The organism is Brevibacillus gelatini (genome assembly GCF_003710935.1).
GTDB classification, from domain to species: Bacteria; Bacillota; Bacilli; order Brevibacillales; family Brevibacillaceae; genus Brevibacillus; species Brevibacillus gelatini.
The window spans coordinates 67,925-80,750 of record NZ_RHHS01000012.1; the positions used below are offsets into that span (position 1 = coordinate 67,925).

11 protein-coding genes are annotated in these 12,826 nt (G+C 53.8%); all 11 read left to right on the plus strand.

Features of this window, described 5'->3' with window-relative positions:
- Positions 1–37: 37 nt before the first annotated feature.
- The 11 genes from EDM57_RS03625 (at position 38) to EDM57_RS03675 (ending at position 12,748) form a co-directional block, all read left to right on the plus strand.
- The gene (locus tag EDM57_RS03625) at positions 38–4,342 is read left to right on the plus strand and encodes a PolC-type DNA polymerase III (protein ID WP_122903412.1); all 4,305 of its coding nucleotides are present in this window, start codon (positions 38–40) and stop codon (positions 4,340–4,342) included.
- A gap of 165 nt (positions 4,343–4,507) precedes the next feature.
- Entirely contained in the window at positions 4,508–4,966 is a 459-nt protein-coding gene (rimP, locus tag EDM57_RS03630) for a ribosome maturation factor RimP (RefSeq protein WP_122903413.1), read from the plus strand.
- Positions 4,967–5,011: 45 nt separating this feature from the next.
- Entirely contained in the window at positions 5,012–6,103 is a 1,092-nt protein-coding gene (gene nusA / locus EDM57_RS03635; protein ID WP_122903414.1) for a transcription termination factor NusA, read from the plus strand.
- Positions 6,104–6,105: 2 nt separating this feature from the next.
- Positions 6,106–6,396 carry an RNase P modulator RnpM gene (gene rnpM, locus EDM57_RS03640; RefSeq protein ID WP_005834172.1) on the plus strand — a complete coding sequence of 97 codons (291 nt, stop codon included), beginning with the start codon at positions 6,106–6,108 and terminating at the stop codon, positions 6,394–6,396.
- Complete coding sequence (locus EDM57_RS03645) at positions 6,393–6,692, plus strand: YlxQ family RNA-binding protein (protein WP_122903415.1); 300 nt, start codon at positions 6,393–6,395, stop codon at positions 6,690–6,692. Before rnpM ends, EDM57_RS03645 begins: the two co-directional genes overlap by 4 nt.
- Positions 6,693–6,713: 21 nt before the next feature.
- On the plus strand, positions 6,714–9,227 hold the full coding sequence (gene infB, locus EDM57_RS03650) for a translation initiation factor IF-2 (protein WP_122903416.1): 2,514 nt from the start codon (positions 6,714–6,716) through the stop codon (positions 9,225–9,227).
- The gene (locus EDM57_RS03655; protein WP_005834164.1) at positions 9,227–9,508 is read left to right on the plus strand and encodes a DUF503 domain-containing protein; all 282 of its coding nucleotides are present in this window, start codon (positions 9,227–9,229) and stop codon (positions 9,506–9,508) included. The genes infB and EDM57_RS03655 overlap by 1 nt, the downstream gene beginning before the upstream one ends.
- 24 nt (positions 9,509–9,532) lie before the next feature.
- Complete coding sequence (rbfA, locus tag EDM57_RS03660; RefSeq protein WP_122903417.1) at positions 9,533–9,892, plus strand: 30S ribosome-binding factor RbfA; 360 nt, start codon at positions 9,533–9,535, stop codon at positions 9,890–9,892.
- Entirely contained in the window at positions 9,889–10,884 is a 996-nt protein-coding gene (locus EDM57_RS03665; protein WP_122903418.1) for a DHH family phosphoesterase, read from the plus strand. Before rbfA ends, EDM57_RS03665 begins: the two co-directional genes overlap by 4 nt.
- On the plus strand, positions 10,877–11,803 hold the full coding sequence (gene truB / locus EDM57_RS03670) for a tRNA pseudouridine(55) synthase TruB (protein WP_122903419.1): 927 nt from the start codon (positions 10,877–10,879) through the stop codon (positions 11,801–11,803). Before EDM57_RS03665 ends, truB begins: the two co-directional genes overlap by 8 nt.
- Before the next feature lie 3 nt (positions 11,804–11,806).
- Positions 11,807–12,748 carry a bifunctional riboflavin kinase/FAD synthetase gene (locus tag EDM57_RS03675; RefSeq protein WP_122903420.1) on the plus strand — a complete coding sequence of 314 codons (942 nt, stop codon included), beginning with the start codon at positions 11,807–11,809 and terminating at the stop codon, positions 12,746–12,748.
- The last annotated feature ends 78 nt before the right edge of the window (positions 12,749–12,826 follow it).

Consider the following 12,826-nt stretch of genomic DNA (forward strand, 5'->3'; position numbering starts at 1 on the left):
GTACCTCTTTTGCTTGTTTTTGGGAGGGTGGAATACCGTGGACCGTTTACAAGAGCAAAAACAGCGCTTCTCTCTGCTGCTCAAGCAAATGGAAGTTCCTGACGAATGGGTCAACCGCTATTTTCTGGACGGACAGATCGACAAGCTTGAGCTTTACAAGCAAAACAAGGAATGGGTCTTTCATTTTACCTTGCCAAGGCTGTTGCCCGCAGACGCATATGCTGCGTTTACGAGACGCCTGTCGCAAACCTTTTCCCACCTGGCAAAAGTCGACGCCAGATTCCGCTACAAAGAAAAGCCTGAGCTTGGCTTCGTGGTGGAAGAGTATTGGGACTTGCTGGTCGCAAGTCTGGAGCCGAAGCTCAATTCGCTTGCTGTCACGCTGCGTTCTGCCAGAAAGCAGGTCGAGCAGCAGGAAGTGAAGGTGTACTTGCCAACGGAAATGACGGTAGAAGTCGCCAAACGCAAGCGCGCTGACAATGAGTTGCTGGCCGCTTTTCAAAAGGCGACGGATTGCTCCATGCGCTTTTCCTTCCATGGCGAAGAGAGCGATGAAGCGTACCAAGCCTTTGTCGAGCAGCGCAACGAGGAGGAGCGGGCGCTCGTGGAAGTCGTGATGACAGCCGCTGCCCAGGAAAGCAAGAGTTCCGAAAAGACAGAAGCGATTACCACCTTGATGATGGGCTACGAAATCAAGGACGACCCGATCCCGATTCGCGAAATTCAGGAGGAAGAGCGTCGCGTCGTCATCCAGGGCACTGTCTTCAACGTCGAGGTAAAAGAGCTGCGCAGTGGACGTCATCTGTTGACTTTCAACGTGTCGGACTACACAGACTCCCTGACGGTAAAGATGTTTTCCCGGGACAAAGAGGACGTCAAGATGCTGGAGGCGCTCAAGGACGGCATGTGGGTCAAGGTGCGCGGAAGTGTACAGCATGACACCTTTATGCGTGAGCTGGTGATGAACGCCAACGACCTGAACCAGATCGAGCAGGTCATCCGCCGGGATCAGGCAGACGAAAAACGCGTCGAACTGCATTGCCATACCCCGATGAGCGCACTGGATGCGGTGGCTTCGGTCAAGTCGCTGATTTCCACGGCGGCCAAATGGGGGCACAAGGCGATTGCCGTCACCGATCACGGGGTGGTGCAGGCGTTTCCGGAAGCGTACTCGGTTGCGAAGAAACATAACATAAAGTGCATCCTTGGCATGGAGGCGTATGTGGTCGAGGATGGAATCGACATCGTCTACAACCTGAACGCCGATAACAACCAGCCGATTGACGAGACGACCGAATACGTTGTCTTCGATACGGAGACGACAGGTCTGAACGCCGCCGAGCATACCATTATCGAGATTGCGGCGGTAAAAATGAAAGGGACGGAAATCGTCGATCAATGGACCGAACTGATTGATCCGCAACTGGAGATCGGTCCGAAGACAACGGAAATTACCGGGATTACGAACGACATGCTCCGCGGCAAGGATACGATTGACATCGTGCTGCGCAAGTTCAAGGAGTTTACCGGAAATGCGGTGCTTGTGGCGCACAATGCGGAGTTTGACAAGGCGTTCATCAACGCCTGTGCGAAGCGGATTGGCATGGAGCCCTGGAACAACCCGTTTCTCGACACGCTTCCCCTGGCGCGGATGTTGTATAAAGGGATGCGCAACTACCGACTGGGTACGCTCGCCAAAAAGTTCAATGTCGAGCTGATTAACGCGCACCGGGCGCTGGACGATACAGTCGCTCTCGCGCATGTGTTCCAGCAAATGCTCAAAGACGTCAAGGAAGCGCAAATCAAAACGCTTGCCGAGCTGAACGAGAAGAGCAACGAAGAAGCCGATTACAAGAGCGGCCGTCCTTTCCATGCGACGATTCTCGTGCGCAACAAGGCGGGGCTGAAAAACTTGTACAAGCTCGTCAGCCGTTCGCATGTGGAGACGTTTTTCCGCTGGCCGCGCATTCAACGCAGCCAGTTGACCAAATTCCGCGAAGGCTTGCTGATTGGAACAGCGTGCAAGGAAGGCGAGCTGATGCAGTCGATTCTGCGCGGCAAGTCGCCGGAAGAGCTGAAGGAAGTCGCTTCTTTTTACGATTTTCTGGAAATTCAACCGCTCGACCATTACACACCGCTGCTGCGCAATGAAGAAATTCCTTCGCTGGAGACGATGAAGGGCTACCATCAGCTGATTGTGGAGATCGGAAAAGAATTGGGCAAGCCCGTCGTAGCGACAGGAGATGTGCATTTTCTCAATCCGCAGGATGAGATTTTTCGCGATGTCTTTTTGTTGTCAAAAGGCGACCCGACCGCCGGGAATCAGCCGCCCCTGTATTTCCGCACGACAGATGAAATGCTGGAGGCATTTTCCTATCTGGGCGAAGAAGTGGCAAAAGAAATCGTCGTGACCAACACAAATGCGATTGCAGACATGATCGAAGACGTCAGCCCGATTCCTGACAAGCTGTACACCCCGGTCATCCCTGGCGCAGACGACGAACTGCGTGAAATGTGCTACAACAAGGCACGGATGCTTTACGGCGATCCGTTGCCAGAGCTGGTGGAAAAGCGTCTGGAAAAAGAGTTGAACAGTATTATCACGCACGGTTTCGGCGTGATTTACCTGATCTCGCAGCGGCTGGTAACGAAGTCGCTGCAGGATGGATACCTGGTCGGCTCGCGTGGTTCGGTCGGTTCTTCTTTTGTTGCGACGATGTCGGATATTACCGAGGTGAATCCGTTGCCGCCGCACTATCGCTGCCCGAATTGCAAGCACAGCGAGTTTATTACCGACGGCTCGATTGCCTCCGGCTTCGACTTGCCCGACAAGGATTGTCCACAGTGCGGCACCAAATACGCCAAGGACGGGCAAGACATTCCGTTCGAGACGTTCCTTGGCTTTAAAGGGGACAAGGTTCCTGATATTGACCTGAACTTCTCTGGTGACTATCAGCCGCGAGCGCACAAGTATACGCAAGAGCTTTTTGGCGAGGACTACGTGTACCGCGCGGGAACGATCGGCACGGTTGCGGAAAAGACAGCGTACGGCTACGTCAGAAAGTACGCCGACGAGCGCGGACTGACGCTGCGCAATGCGGAAATCGCGCGCATCGTCAACGGCTGCACAGGGGTAAAAAGGACGACCGGACAGCACCCTGGCGGGATTATTGTTGTACCGGACTACATGGAAATTGAAGACTTTTGCCCGATCCAGTATCCGGCAGATGACAGTGAATCCGAGTGGCGTACAACGCATTTCGACTTCCACTCGATTCACGACAACCTGCTGAAACTCGATATTCTCGGACACGACGACCCGACCGTCATTCGCATGCTGCAGGACTTGACCGGGATGGACCCGAAAACGATTCCGCTCGATGACAAAAAGACGATGTCTATTTTCAGCTCGACGGAAGCGTTGGGCGTGACACCGGAGCAAATCCGGACGAACATGGGCACACTCGGCATTCCCGAGTTCGGGACCAAGTTCGTCCGGCAGATGCTCGAAGATACGAAGCCGACGACATTTGCCGAGCTGGTCCAGATTTCCGGTCTGTCCCACGGTACGGATGTATGGTTGAACAACGCGCAGGACTTGATTCGCAACGGAATTTGCAAACTGCCTGATGTTATCGGTTGTCGTGACGACATCATGGTTTATTTGATCTACAAAGGGCTGGAGCCGTCCCGTGCCTTCAAAATCATGGAGTCGGTGCGAAAAGGGAAAGGCGTGCCGGAAGAAGACCAGGAAGAAATGCGCAAGAACAACGTGCCGGAATGGTACATCCAGTCTTGCCAGCGCATCAAATACATGTTCCCGAAGGCGCACGCTACGGCGTACGTCATGATGGCCGTGCGGATCGCCTATTTCAAGGTGCATCGTCCGCTGGAATTTTACGCGACGTACTTTACCGTGCGCGCCGACGACTTCGACATTCCGCTGATGGTCAAAGGCTCGGCGGCCATCCGGCAAAAAATCGAAGAGATCGAGGGCAAGGGTCACGACGCCCAGCCGAAGGAAAAAGCACTGCTCACCGTGCTGGAAATGGCCCTGGAGATGGTGGAGCGCGGTTTCCGTTTTGCCAACGTCGATCTGTATGAATCAGACGCCACCCGCTTCCTGATTAAAGGCGACTCGCTGATTGCCCCGTTCAACGCTTTGCCGGGGCTCGGAACGAACGCCGCGATCAGCATCGTGCAAGCGCGGGAGGAAGGCGAATTTTTGTCCAAGGAAGATCTCTTGGCCCGCTCGCGTATCTCCAAGACGATTCTGGAGTATTTGGAGGAGCAGGGCGCACTGAAAGGTCTGCCGGAATCAAACCAGTTGTCGCTGTTCTAGGCAAGCGAGAGCGGGCAGCCCTATCCAAAGGTTGTCAGCGGAGGGCTGTTATGCTATAATTTTTTTGGAAATACTGGTTTTATACGCACGTCAGATCGAGAGTGGGGAAACCCACTCTTTCTTTCTGACTGCATTCCATGGTTCAAAGGTAAAGGAGGTACTTGCTTGAGCAAGGTAACGGGCATCGTCACCGAACTGGTCACGCCCATTGTTGACGAATTGGGTTTGGAACTGGTTGACATCGAGTACAAAAAGGAAGGCAGCAACTGGTTTCTGCGCGTGTTTATCGACAATGAAACTGGCAACATCGACATCGATGACTGCGGCCTTGTCAGCGAGAAGCTGAGTCAAAAACTTGACGAAGTAGATCCGATTCCGACTGCATACTTTTTGGAAGTATCATCGCCGGGTGCTGAGCGTCCGTTGCGCAAGGATAAGGATTTTACAAAAGCTGTCGGCAGACACGTGCACATTACAACCAAAGAGCCGATAGAAGGAGCAAGCCTGTTCGAGGGCGAACTGATATCGTACGAGGATGGCAAACTTACCATTAAGGAAGCGAAAAAAACGTACGTGATTTCCCAGGAGCAAATTGAAACGGCACGCATGGCAATCGTCTTTTAGACGTTTGCAGCCGGTGGGTAAGTAAAGGAGGAGGCAACAAAAGTCATGAACGGCGATTTTATCGAGGCTTTAGAAGCCATTGAGAGAGAGAAAGGCATCACCAAAGACGTGCTGATCGAGGCCATCGAAGCGGCGCTTATCTCTGGATACAAACGTAACTTCAATTCGGCCCAAAATGTGCGGGTGGATGTAAATCGTCATTCAGGTATGGTTCGCGTGTTTGCGCGCAAAAACGTGGTGGAAGAGGTTTTGGACCCGCGTCTTGAGATTTCTCAGGAAGCAGCCCAGGAAATCGATCCGAATTACCGACTGGACGATATTGTGGAGATTGAGGTGACGCCTCGCGACTTCGGGCGCATTGCCGCGCAAACCGCAAAGCAGGTAGTGACCCAGCGCATTCGCGAAGCAGAGCGCGGGCTGATCTACAGCGAGTTCATCGAGCGTGAAGACGACATCATTACAGGGGTCGTTCAGCGTATGGACGCCCGCAACTACTACATCGATCTGGGCAAAGCGGAAGCGGTTATGCCGATCACCGAGAAAATGCCAACCGAGGAGTTCAAGTCACAAGATCGGGTGAAGGCATACATCATTAAAGTGGAAAAAACCACCAAGGGACCGCAAATCGTCGTTTCCCGTACCCATCCGGGTCTTTTGAAGCGCCTCTTTGAGCTGGAAGTGCCAGAGATTTACGATGGTGTGGTTGAAATCAAATCCGTTGCTCGTGAAGCAGGCGATCGCTCCAAAATCGCTGTCCATTCGATCAATCCGGACGTAGATCCTGTAGGTGCATGTGTAGGACCAAAAGGCATGCGCGTACAGACAATCGTGACGGAGCTGAAAGGCGAAAAGATCGACATTGTTCGTTGGTCCGAAGATCCTGCCGAGTACGTGGCAAACGCGCTCAGCCCGGCAAAGGTGCTGCACGTGGATGTCAACCTCGCAGAAAAAGTAACCCGCGTCATCGTGCCGGATTACCAGTTGTCGCTTGCGATTGGCAAACGCGGACAAAACGCTCGTCTCGCAGCCAAGCTGACCGGCTGGAAGATCGACATCAAGAGCGAGTCCCAGGCAGAGCAGGAAGGCATCGACTACCCGAAAGAAGTAGAGGGCGATGAAGGAGTCGACAACGAATAGTCATGAAGCAAAAAAAGATCCCTTTGCGCAAATGCATTGTTTGTCAAGGAATGTTTCCGAAAAAGGAATTGATCCGCGTAGTCCGGACGCCCGCTGAGGAAATTGTCATCGACCTGACGGGAAAGGCGGCGGGCCGCGGTACCTATGTATGTCGGCAGGAAAGCTGTTTGAAGCCGGACGCGTTCGCATCGGGAAAATGGAAAAAAGTGCTGGAACGTGCCCTGAACATGTCCATCTCCGAAGAAAAGTATGATGCTTTCCGCGAGAAATGGCTGGAGATGATGGGACGATGATCCCTCAAGCAGCTCAGCTGCTCGGTATTGCGATGCGCGCGCGCAAAATCGTGACCGGGGAGGAAATGGTGATTACGGCTGTCCGCAACGGCCAGGCCCGGCTCGTTTTGCTCGCCTCAGACGCATCTGACAATACTGCGAAAAAAGTCAAGGATAAATGTTCCTATTACGGGGTCTCATGTGTAACCACAGGCGACCGATATTCATTGGGACACGCAATCGGAAAAGATGGGCGCGTTACCGTGGCGGTGACCGATGGGAAGTTGGCTGAGAGCATTCAGCGTCTGCTCACCTAACTTGGAAAGGGTGAAGTTTATTTGAAGACACGTGTGTATGAATATGCCAAACAGCACAACATGAGCAGTAAGGAAATCCTCAATTTGCTAAAACGTTTGAACATAGAAGTAGCCAATCATATGAGTATCATGGAAGAAGGGACGATCAAGCGGATCGAGGATCACTTGGCCAAGCTGCGTGCCGGCTCCAAGCCAGAAGCGCGTGATACGCCAAGCGATACAAGACAAAAGCAAATGGACGATCAACGACGCCCCAACGAATCCAGAGGACAACAGGGGCAGCAGTCACAAGCTGCAAAGCATGACAGACAAAACGAACGCGATCGCGGCGGTTCTTCAACCAGCAACAATCGTCCAGCCAGCACCAGCGGAAACCAGCCCGATCAGCAAAGTCCTCAACATGGAAAAAATCAGGGGAAGAATCAGGAGAGAAGACCAAACCATATGAGAAGTCAACCAGCAAAACCGACTGACCGTAAGCCGCAAAACCAACAACGTTCACAGAGCCAAAGACCGCAAAACCAGCAGCGCCCTTCGCAACAGGCAGCTGCAAACCAAGCCGATATTCGGTTGAGTGATGATTTTGAAGACAAAGTAAAACTTCCTTCCAATGTCACTCTGGAAAAACGCGAGAAAATCAAAAAAGGTCCACAGGCGCAAAAGACGTTTGAAGACAATAAAAAGAACACGCCTTTCCGCAATAACCGCAACAACGCAAACAACCGCCGCGGCGGCAACAACAACCAGCGCGGAGGGCAAAAGGCACAGCGTCCCGTGCTTGAGCCGCCTAGCAAAATCACCTTTACCGAATCGTTGACGGTGAACGAGCTGGCTGTGAAGCTGCGCAAGGAACCAGCGGAAATCATCAAAAAGCTGTTTAATTTGGGGATCATGGCTACGATCAACCAGTACCTGGAGCGTGAAGCCATCGAGTTGATCTGCGCCGACTACAACGTAGAAGTCGAAGAAAAAATCGTCATCGACGAAACCAACTTCGAAGCAATCGAAGAAGTGGATCCGCCTGAGTCTCTCGTAGAGCGTCCGCCGGTCGTTACCATCATGGGTCACGTTGACCACGGGAAAACAACGCTGCTCGACGCCATCCGCTCCACGAACGTAGTAGCGGGTGAAGCAGGCGGGATTACCCAGCACATCGGTGCTTACCAGGTCGAGATCAAAGGCAAGAAGATCACGTTCCTCGATACACCTGGCCACGCAGCGTTCACGACCATGCGTGCTCGCGGTGCCCAAATCACCGACATTACCGTTCTCGTCGTCGCTGCCGATGACGGCGTGATGCCGCAAACCGTAGAGGCGATCAGCCACGCGAAAGCGGCAAACGTGCCGATCATCGTCGCTGTCAACAAGGTGGATAAACCGGAAGCCAACGTCGACCGCATCAAGCAAGAACTGACCGAGTATGAGCTCGTTGCCGAAGAGTGGGGCGGGGACACCATTTTCTCTCCACTGTCTGCGAAGCAGCGCACCGGAATCGAAGAGCTGCTTGAGTACATCCTGCTCGTCGCAGAGGTGCAAGAGCTGAAAGCAAACCCTGACAAACGTGCGCGCGGTACGGTAGTGGAAGCCGAGCTTGACAAAGGCCGTGGCCCTGTCGCGACCGTTCTGGTACAGCAAGGAACGTTGCGCGTCGGAGATCCAATCGTCGTCGGCTCCGCCTATGGCCGCGTTCGTGCGATGGTGAACGACAAAGGCCGTCGCCTGAAAGAAGCGGGTCCATCTACCCCTGTGGAAATTACGGGTCTGAACGATGTGCCGCAAGCGGGCGACCAGTTCCGCGTGTTTGAAGACGAGAAAAAAGCCCGTGCAATCGGCGAAGCGCGCGCAGCCAAGCAGCGTGAATCCGAGCGTCGCGAAAGCTCCCGCGTATCGTTGGACGATCTGTTCCAGCACATTCAGGAAGGCGACATCAAAGAGCTGAACCTGATCGTAAAAGCGGACGTACAAGGTTCTGTAGAAGCTTTGCGCGGCTCTCTGGAAAAGATCGACGTCAATGGTACCCGCGTGAAAATTATTCACACGGGAGTCGGGGCGATTACCGAGTCCGACGTCACGCTGGCAAACGCATCGAATGCGATCATCATCGGTTTCAACGTGCGTCCTGAGCCAAACGCTCGCAGCATGGCTGAACAGGAGAAAATCGACATTCGCCTGCACCGCGTCATCTACACCGTGATCGAAGAGATCGAGCAAGCCCTGAAAGGCATGCTGGACCCTGTTTATAAAGAAAACATCATCGGTCAGGCAGAGATCCGCGAAGTCTTCAAAGTATCCAAAGTGGGCAACATCGCAGGTTGCTATGTCACCGAAGGAAAACTGAGCCGCGATGCGGGTGCCCGTCTGATCCGTGAAGGCATTGTCATCTACGAAGGCAAGCTGGAAACGTTGAAACGCTTCAAGGACGATGCCAAAGAGGTCAACGCAGGCTATGAGTGCGGTTTGACCCTGGAACGCTTCCAGGACATCAAGGTAGGCGACGTGATCGAAGCCTTCGTCATGGTTGAAGTGAAGCAATAATGGTAGCAGGGGTGCAGATTGAACTGTTTCTGCCCGCTTGCCAAAACCTGAAAGAAAAACGGGCCATCGTCAAAAGTCTCATCGGCAAGCTGCGGAGCCGCTTCAACGTCTCCGCAGCGGAGATGGCTTATCCCGAGCAGTGGCAGCGTACCGTGTTGGGTATCGCTGCCGTTGCTAATGAAATGTCTTTTTTACAACAAGAAATGCAGGCTGTGGTGCGATTCGTGGAAAACCATCCCGACGTGGAGTTGATTCGGGTCGATACGGAATACTACGAATAAGGCAGCCAGCGGAGGTGAGAGCAGATGAACAAAACAAGAATGAGCCGCGTCGGCGAAGAAATCAAAAAAGAACTGAGCCTCATTTTGCAGCGTGGACTGAAAGATCCTCGCGTCGGCTTTGTGACCGTAACGGATGTAGAAGTGAGCAGCGATCTCCAGCTTGCCAAAGTATTCGTCAGCATCTTTGGCAGCGAGGAGCAGCGCAAAGAATCTCTGGTAGGACTGGCCAAAGCAAAAGGCTACCTGCGAACGGAAATTGGCAAGCGTGTCAAGCTGCGCCATATTCCCGACTTCGTTTTCAAACTGGATGAGTCGATTGACTACGGTTCCAAAATTGAGTCGATCCTGCGGGAAATCTCCACAGAAGGAGAGAAACAGGAATGAATCCGAATCGAGCAGCAGTAGAGGAAGCGGCCCGCTTTTTCCGGGAGCATGACCGCTTCCTGGTTCTTTCCCATGTCAATCCAGACGGCGATGCTACCGGCTCTGCCTTGGGAGTCGTGCTCATGCTTGAGCAGCTGGGAAAAGAGTACGTGGTGGTCAACGAAGGGGAAACGCCGCTCAAGTTTAACTTTTTGCCGCGTTTTGACCGCATGCGCAACCTGCGCAAACAGCCGCTTGCCGAAAAGTTCAAGGCCGTAATCGCCGTTGACTGTGCCGATGCGTCACGGATGGGCGATGTGCGGCCTTTGTTTGCATCTGACGCCGCTATCCTCAATATCGATCACCACCCGACGAACGACATGTTCGGAACGGTCAACCTGGTGCGTCCCGAAGCGGCGGCGACAGCGGAAATTTTGTTTGAAGTGGCAGAAGCAGCGGGGATCGCGTTCAACGAAGAGATTGCCTTGTGCATTTATACCGGGCTTTTGACGGATACAGGCGGCTTTCGCTACTCCAATACGACGCCGCGGGTCATGGAAATCGCGGCCCGCTTGCTGACCTACGGGGTGAAGCCGGGCGAGGTGGCCGAGCGCTGCCTGGAGGAAATCACGTTTGCGCATGTCAAAGTATTGCGCCGTGCCTTGCAGACGCTGCAGTTGTCCCATCAAAAACTCGTCGCTTCCATTTGCGTGTCCGTCGATGATTTTGCCAAGGCAGAGGCCCAGCGCGAGGATGCGGGCGGACTGGTGAACTACTGCCGCAACATCGAAGGCGTCGAAGTCGGCGTTTCCTTTGTAGAGTCGGAGCCGGGTATCGTCAAGGTCAGTTTGCGGGCGAGAGATCGCGTTGACGTATCGGCTGTGGCCAAGCAGCTCGGCGGCGGTGGACACGCCAAAGCTTCCGGCTGCACCATCAAAGGGACGATCGCGGAAGCGAAGCAAAAAGTTTGGGAAGCGCTGGAGCCAGCATTAGGAGTGAAACACGATGAGTAACGCGCACGGTGTGCTGGTAATCGACAAGCCGGCGGGCATGACCTCGCACGATTGTGTGGCGCGCATCCGTCGGCTGTATGGAACGAAAAAGGTAGGACATACGGGAACGCTCGACCCCGACGTGACAGGTGTCCTGCCGATCTGTATCGGCCATGCAACGCGCCTGGTAGAGTATTTGCAGGATTTGCCGAAGCGCTACAAAGTAGTCATGCGGCTCGGCAGCTCCACGACGACGGAGGATGCTTCCGGGGAAGTGCTGGAGCAGGCTAAAGTAGACGCAGCCGCGATCACGACCGAACGTATCGAGCAATTGCTGCAATCGTTTTTGGGAGAAATCGAGCAGGTGCCGCCGATGTTTTCGGCGGTTAAAGTAAACGGGAAGCGGCTCTACGATCTGGCAAGAGAAGGCGCCGTCGTTGAGCGCAAGCCGCGCAAAGTCACACTGTACGAGCTGACGCTTCACGAGATCAAGGCAGACGGCGACAGCGTCGACATCTCGTTTACCTGTACATGTTCAAAAGGGACGTACATGCGCACCTTATGTGTTGACCTTGGTCGCGCTCTGGGTTATCCTGCCCATATGAAGCTGCTTCGGCGAATCAAGAGCGGACCGTTCGCAGAGGAGGAGGCGATTCCTCTTCATGTACTGGAGGAGCGGGCTGCGAACGGGGAGGATCTCTCCCGTCATCTTGTCTCCATCTCACAGGCGATTTCATTTTTGCCGTCTTATCAGGTCAAACCGGAGCGAATCCGTGCGGTGCGCAATGGACTGGCGACTGCGCTGCCCGGAGTCAATGCCGAGGTAGGCAGCCTGATCTGCCTGTTTGCAGGCGAAGAGTTGCTGGGGATTCATCGCGTGTGCCGTGGGGACAAAGGTCTTTTCGCCAAAGCAGAAAAAGTCTTTCCAGCCGAGGTGTAAACCGTGAAAACGATCTCCCTGACCTATCCACTACCAGATGAGTTGCAAGCGACACCATGCGCGATTGCGCTTGGCTATTTTGATGGCGTACATATCGGACATCGCCGGGTGATTCAAAAGGCGATTGATACCGCAAGAGCGAACGGATGGGAAAGTACGGTGCTGACATTTGACCCCCATCCGCGCGAAATTCTCGGGCAAAGCGGCTATACGAGCTACCTCACCCCGCTTTCCGACAAGCTGGAGCAATTCGAGAAAATGGGGGTAGACCGAACGTATGTCATGAAGTTCGACATCGGTTTTGCCGCTGTCTATCCGGAGGACTTCATTACGGAGTGCATGCTTCCTCTCGCTTGCCGGCATGTCGTGGTCGGCTTTGACTACACGTTCGGCTACAGAGGAATGGGAACCGCCCAGACGCTGCAGGAGATGAGCAAGGGCCGTTTTGGACTTGACATCATCAGTCCGGTCAATCGGTTGGGAGAAAAAGTGAGCAGCACGATCATTCGCGAGTATCTCCACCACGGAAATGTAGAGCAGGTGCGCCATCTGCTGGGTCGTCCGTACAAGGTGCGCGGCAAGGTCGTTCACGGCGACAAGCGCGGGCGCACAATCGGCTTTCCCACGGCCAACGTCCGGGTCGAACAGCCGTATCTCATCGGCAAAAACGGCGTGTACGGGGTGCGCTTCACGGTCGATTCCAAGACGTACAACGGCGTGATGAATGTAGGAATCAAGCCTACATTTGAGCTGGAGAAGAAAGAAAAGTCACTAGAAGTGCACATTTTCGAGTTCTCTGGTGACATTTACGACAAGGAAGTCGAAGTAGAATTCCTTTTCTACATTCGCGAAGAGCAAAAGTTTGGCGGTGTGGATGCGCTGATTGCGCAAATCGGCCGCGATGTGGACGTGGCGAAGCGCAAATTCGCCCAGGGAATCTCCTAAGGAATCTCTTTGCTTTTCCTGAAATGATATGCTATAATTCAAAACGTTGTACAGATAACCGTAGCTTGGCTGTCCGAT